Origin of the sequence: Chloroflexus sp. (assembly GCF_034431535.1) — a bacterium.
GTDB lineage: Bacteria > Chloroflexota > Chloroflexia > Chloroflexales > Chloroflexaceae > Chloroflexus.
Window position 1 is genome coordinate 22,028 of sequence record NZ_DAOUDC010000022.1, and the last position, 6,096, is coordinate 28,123.

At 60.8% G+C, this 6,096-nt stretch carries 5 protein-coding genes and 3 tRNA genes; 6 read left to right on the forward strand and 2 right to left on the reverse strand.

Annotation, left to right across the window (positions count from 1 at the left end):
• Both U9R61_RS06015 and U9R61_RS06020 read right to left on the reverse strand, forming a co-directional pair.
• Window positions 1–657, reverse strand: a complete 657-nt coding sequence (locus U9R61_RS06015) for an acetyltransferase (RefSeq protein ID WP_322487916.1) — start codon at window positions 655–657, stop codon at window positions 1–3.
• Between the two features lie 204 nt (window positions 658–861).
• Window positions 862–1,506 carry a sugar transferase gene (locus U9R61_RS06020; protein ID WP_322487917.1) on the reverse strand — a complete coding sequence of 215 codons (645 nt, stop codon included), beginning with the start codon at window positions 1,504–1,506 and terminating at the stop codon, window positions 862–864.
• A 242-nt stretch (window positions 1,507–1,748) separates the two neighbouring features.
• On the opposite strand from U9R61_RS06020, the gene U9R61_RS06025 reads away from it, so the two are divergent.
• From U9R61_RS06025 to U9R61_RS06050, 6 genes are all read left to right on the forward strand, one after another.
• On the forward strand, window positions 1,749–3,530 hold the full coding sequence (locus U9R61_RS06025; protein ID WP_322487918.1) for a BACON domain-containing protein: 1,782 nt from the start codon (window positions 1,749–1,751) through the stop codon (window positions 3,528–3,530).
• Between the two features lie 83 nt (window positions 3,531–3,613).
• Window positions 3,614–4,060 (forward strand): 50S ribosomal protein L9, encoded by a 447-nt coding sequence (gene rplI / locus U9R61_RS06030; protein ID WP_322487921.1) that lies wholly within the window; start codon window positions 3,614–3,616, stop codon window positions 4,058–4,060.
• Between the two features lie 110 nt (window positions 4,061–4,170).
• Window positions 4,171–5,523, forward strand: a complete 1,353-nt coding sequence (gene dnaB, locus U9R61_RS06035; RefSeq protein WP_322487919.1) for a replicative DNA helicase — start codon at window positions 4,171–4,173, stop codon at window positions 5,521–5,523.
• Window positions 5,524–5,803: 280 nt separating this feature from the next.
• Window positions 5,804–5,879: transfer RNA gene (locus U9R61_RS06040), tRNA-Trp, on the forward strand.
• Between the two features lie 23 nt (window positions 5,880–5,902).
• A tRNA-Ser gene (locus tag U9R61_RS06045) sits at window positions 5,903–5,996 on the forward strand.
• 11 nt (window positions 5,997–6,007) lie between these two features.
• Window positions 6,008–6,094 (forward strand) — tRNA-Ser (locus tag U9R61_RS06050).
• Window positions 6,095–6,096: the final 2 nt, after the last annotated feature.

Here is a 6,096-nt window from a genome sequence, read left to right on the forward strand (position 1 = left end):
TTATGGGACGCACGCCGTGCGTCCCGATAGTGGGCGCGCCGGCACACCGGCCACCACCGTTTCATCGGCTACATCACGTTGCACCAATGCCCCAGCGCCAGCGACACTCCACGCGCCGACCCGGCGCCGGGGCATTACGATTGCGCCGATCCCAATCAACGCGCCAGTGCCGATGACGACTTCGCCGCCGGTATGGACACCGGGGGCGATATGGGCATGATCGCCGATCTGGTTATGATGATCAATCGTGCAACCAGTATTAAGGATGACATTGGTGCCGATGACGCTGCCGGGATTGATGATCGCGCCGGCGCAGATCATCGTGCCGGGACCAATGGTGACATCGGCAGCAATGATTGCCGAGGGATGGATGGCGCTGACCACCTGTTCACCACGCGCTGTCAATGCGGTGAAAAGGCGGGCGCGCGTGCGGTTGTCGCCAATGGCGATCACAATCCCGTCGTGTGGGATGCTAACCAACGCTGCTACTGGCCCGAACACCGGCAACCCTAACGCTTGCTGCCCATGCCGGCGCGGGTCGTCGTCGAGGTAGCCGATCGGACGGTGTTCACTGCCATTGGCTGCTGCCTGTAAGAGGATATCAGCCACTACCTGTGCGTGTCCGCCGGCGCCAATAATCAGAATGCGTTGATCCATAAGCAAGATGATAGTGATCAATGTTTGTGTAGCAGGTAACACGCCGGCAGGCCAGTGTGTACAGAACGCGGGCGGCTTGCACTCCATAATCCCGATGGCGGGCCGGCAGCCCGCGCCCGGTTCTCATCACGACAAGCCCGCGTGAAGCGCGGGCGGCTCGCCCGCAGCGAGGGGCCAAAACGGGCCAGCGGCTGGCGCCCCGTGCTAATCACTACTCGCTGCGCGCGGCTGCGCGGGCGGCAATGGCGGCGTTCCCATGAACTCTTCGGCGGTGGCGTGACCCGGTTGGCTGATCCCTTCGCGCTTAAATACTTTCCAGAGGGTGAGAGCCAGAATCTTGAGATCAAGCCAGAGCGAAAGTTGATCAACGTATTGCACATCGTAGGCAAACTTCTCCTCCCACGAGAGGGCGTTGCGCCCGTTGATCTGCGCCAAGCCGGTAATGCCCGGCAAGACCTCGTGCCGGCGCCGCTGTTCTGGGGTGTAGCGTTCGAGATACTGCATCAACAGCGGGCGCGGCCCGACCAGACTCATCTCGCCGCGCAGTACGCAGAACAGTTCGGGCAGTTCGTCGAGGCTGGCGCTGCGCAAGAATCGGCCAAACGGCGTCAGCCGTTGTTCGTCGGGCAACAGCCGGCCCTGCGCATCGCGCGCGTCGGTCATAGTGCGGAACTTGAGCATCTCAAATGGGCGGCCATGCAAGCCGGGCCGGTGCTGGCGGAAGAATACGCCGTGACCAAGCTTGATCCGCACCAGCAAGGCAATTATCGCCATCAGAGGCGCGAGTGCGATCAGCGCCGGAATGACAATGATCAGATCAAGCAGACGTTTCCCGTAACGGCGATACATAAGCGTCTCCTCGTGCATGGTTTTGTACGGGACGTTGCTATCGTAGCGGGTTGAGATGTCAGTTGGATGACAGGTATAGGCGTGGTAGGTGACGTTCTGTTATAATTCGCCTAGTTTTTTATCGAGGCATTGCCCTGCCTTCGTGTTCCGGCGTTCTCTGCTGGTTATGCTCGTCTATTACACTACTGGCATGCAATGGCACGCCAGTCGCCAATCATGTCGCCATTGATAGGACTATGGTTATGCGCCAACGATTGTTTTGTCTGTACTGCCTCTGCCTGATTGGCGCAATCTTGCTCGTGGCATGGCCAACTGCCAGTCTGGCCGCTCCCGGCCAACCTCCCCGCCTGACCACATTCGGAATGAATACCTACTTCAGCGGCTTGGAACGATTGCCGCAGAACCGCAACGATGATCTGGCGGCGTTGATCAACGCCACCCGCGAACTCGGCGCCGAGTGGGTGCGTGAAGAGATCAGTTGGGCTAATCTCGAACCTAGCAAGGGCGCCTTTACATGGGGTCTGATGGATGCCGCGTTGGCGCAGGCGGCGAATGGCGGGTTCGGCATTATCGGGATGCTGCTGACGACGCCGGGGTGGGCGCGGGTCACTGATTGCGGCAGCCGGATCACGCGCAACAGCGGCTCTCTCAACTACTGGTGCCCGCCAGCTAATCCGCAAGATTTCGCCGATTTTGTCCGCGTCGCGGTTGAACGCTACGATGGCGATGGTTTGAACGATGCTCCCGGCTCACCAAGGGTGGCAGTGTGGCAGATTTGGAATGAACCGAATAACTGGGCGACGTGGCCGGGTGAGGCGAACGAATACGGCGCGTTGCTAGCGGCGGGGTATGCTGCAGCCAAGGAGGCCGATCCAACTGCCATCGTCGCTACCGGCGGCGTCTACATCTTTGATGGCGGTACGCGCACTGGCGGCAATCGCGACGGGCTCGAGTTTCTCGGCGCAGCGTTTGCGGCGGCGCCTGCCGCCCAAACCAGCTTCGATGCGCTAGCGATTCACCCCTTTATGCCTGATACCGCTCCGGATCGGGCTGGTTTGTACGGCTTGGTCTCACTGTGGGGGCGGATCAGCAATGCCCGTGGCTGGCTCGATTCCCAGCGCGGGCCAAGTGTGCCGCTCTGGATCAGTGAGCTGGGGTGGTCGACCTGCACGCCTGCTTCAGCCGTTTGTCGCAGCGAGCAAGAGCAAGCCGATTGGCTGGTGCGAAGCCACGGTATTGCGCTCGCGTTAGGCGTGCAGCATATCAACTGGTTCCAGCTTGAAGATAAGTTTGATAGCCCAGCCGGTGATCTGTGGGGCAACATGGCCTTGCTGCGCAATCGGAGCCAAGGCTATACCCGCAAGCTCGCCGCTAATGCCTACGCTACCCTTACGGCGCAGCTTGGCAGGGCAACGTTTACTGGTTTTGGGCCATTACATAGCTATGTCCATCAAAACAACGCCCTTATCCCCGCCGCCCGTTACCATCTCCGCTTCCAAACCGCGACCGGCGCGCTGGTTGATCTCTTGTGGACGACCGGCAGCGCCGAGACGCGTACCATGCCGCTTGAGGCCGGTCGCAGCGCGCAACTGCTCAGCCGTGACGGGGCGACGCTGCCACTAACGATCAGTGGCGGGCAGGCTCAAATTCCGCTCAGCGGCACGCCGGTCTATCTGCGCCAAGATACGCCGCCGCAACTAGCGGTTACGCCGGCAAGTGTAACTATTCCTATGCTGGCAACCGATCCGGCGACGAGCTACGCGCTCGTGGTGCAGAATCTCGGTTCCACCAGTATCAATTGGACGGCGAGCGGCAGCGCGAGCTGGCTCACGCTTGAAACAACCAGCGGCAGCGGCCATACCAGCCTATTGCGCTACCGGATCGATCCGAACAGCCTGACGCCGGGTAACTACACCGCCACGATCACGGTCAACGCCGGCAGCGCCGGCACGCAAAGCATCCCCGTCACCTTGCGCGTGGCGACAACGCTCTACCGCGCGTATGCACCGGTGATCTATCGTTGACGATCCGCGCCGGGTCATGGTAAGATAAGGGCCGTTGCTTATAACCAGTGTAGGTAAAGGAGAGCGCCGTGAGCGCAAAGAAAATGAAAGTATTGCTCGTGCAAGATGTTGAGCATCTGGGCAAAGCGGGCGAAATCAAAGATGTGAGCGGCGGTTTTGGCCGTAACTATCTGCTGCCGAAGGGGTTTGCCGTGCTGGCGACCAAGAGCCAGATCAAGCAAGCCGAAGAGCGGTTGGCCGCGCAGCGGCGCAAAGCCGAGGCGGCGCGCAAAGATGCCGAGGCGTTGGCCGCCAAGCTGGCTGAGCTGACGCTGATCTTTGTGGTCAAAGTCGGCGAGCAAGAGCGGCTGTACGGTTCGGTGACCAATGCCGATATTGCCGCCAAGCTGCACGAAGTGGCCGGCATCGAAATCGACCGGCGCAAGATCGCGCTCGAAGATCCGATCAAGCGCACCGGCGAGTACGAGGTTCCGGTCGAACTTGCCAGTGGGGTTTCGGCCACACTCAAGGTTGTCGTGGTTGGCGAATAACCGTCCGTGCAACGTTCAACAGCACCTCTTGCCAATGTGCCGCAATTTGCGGCACATTGGCGTTTTATCCAGATGATGTGGATAACCGGTGGGCAACGGGGGGGGAAACGGTGGAAAAGCGGGAAGATCGCCTCGAACGCAGCGTACCGTTTGATTTGCAAGCCGAGCGGGCAACCCTCGGCTCGATCTTGCTCGAACGTGACGCCATCATCGCGGTCGCCGGCTGGCTCCCTTCCGAATATTTCTACCTCGAAAAGCATGCGCTGATTTACGAGGCGATGCTGGCGTGCTACAACCGGCGCGAACCGGCTGATCTAGCGACTGTCGCCGCCGAATTGCGCCGGCGCGGCCAGCTTGAGCTGATCGGCGGCATCACTATGCTGAGTGAGCTAGTCACCGAGGTGCCGACCGCCGTTCACATCGAATACTATGCCCGCATCGTCGAGCGTGCGGCCTTGCTGCGCCGCCTGATCGAGGCCGGCGGGCGGATCGCGGCGATGGGGTACGACGAAGCGAGCGATCTGGAAGAGACGCTCGATCGAGCTGAAGCCGAGTTGTTCGCCGTCTCGCAACGGCGCAACAATCAGGATTTCGTCCACATTGGCCGCGTGGTCAATACCCTCTTTGCCCAGATCGAGTCGATGCAAGAACGGCGCGGCGAGGTGATCGGCGTGCCGACCGGCTACCACGATCTCGATGAGCTGACCGGCGGCTTGCAGCCGAGCGACCTGATCATTCTTGCGGCCCGGCCCAGCGTCGGCAAGACCTCGCTTGCGCTCTCGCTGGCCTATAACGTCGCCTTCCAAGCCAACGGTACGGTAGCCATCTTTAGCCTTGAGATGAGCCGTGAGCAGTTGGTGCAGCGCATGCTGGCCATGCATACCGGCATTGACATGCAACGGCTGCGCACCGGCAATCTGCGCGGCGAAGAGCTGAGCTTGGCGATCGAGGGGTTGGGCGTGTTGTCTGAGTTGCCGATCTATATCGAAGATACTCCCGGTCTCAGCATTACCGACGTGCGCGCGCGCGCGCGCCGCCTGCACAGCGAAGTGGGCATCACGCTAGTGATGATTGACTACCTGCAACTCATGTCAGGCCGCCGCACCGACAACCGCGTTCAAGAGGTGAGCGACATCAGCCGCGGCCTCAAGGCGCTGGCCCGCGAACTCAACGTGCCGGTGATCGCGCTCTCGCAGCTCTCGCGCGCGGTCGAAGGCCGCCAGAGCCACGTACCAATGCTCAGCGACCTGCGCGAGTCAGGCTCGATCGAGCAAGATGCCGACATCGTGATGTTCATCTATCGCGAAGAGTTGTACGATAAAGAGACCGACAAGAAGGGGATTGCCGAGATCCATATTGCCAAGCACCGCAACGGCCCGCTCGGCATTATCCCGCTCCGCTTCGAGTCGCGCACCACCCGCTTCCAGAACCTCGAACGCTACCACGCTCCAGAAGGGTATTGAAGCGGTTGAGCGAACTACGTTCCTCGCTGCCGCCGCTTGCGGCGGCAAGGCGGCGTAAACGGGCGGATACTCTGGCGTGCGGCAGTCCTACTGCCGCATGTCACGTTGGCAGCAGTGTCCAGCTATTTACGGCAGCGGGGCGCGAACGGGATGGTGCGCTGGCGTGCGGCAGTCCTACTGCCGCATGTCACATTGGCAGGATCGTTAATCTAACGGTGGCGCTTTCCGCCATTCCCGCTCTTGCCAAAATTGGCTGGATATGGTAGGATATAAGGCGCGAAGGCGGGTAGCTCAATTGGCAGAGCAGTGGCCTCCAAATCCACCGGTTGCAGGTTCAAGTCCTGTCCCGCCTGCCATTTTTTATGCCGGCCAGCCAAGCGGGGGCGTGGCAGAGTCCGGTTTATTGCGTCGGTCTTGAAAACCGAAGGACGTAGTAATGCGTCCCGTGGGTTCGAATCCCACCGCCCCCTCCAGTAATTGTCATGGGGAGGTCGCATAGTGGCCTAGTGCGGCGGTTTGCTAAACCGCTAGGGGGGCAACCCCCTCGAGGGTTCGAATCCCTCCCTCCCCGCC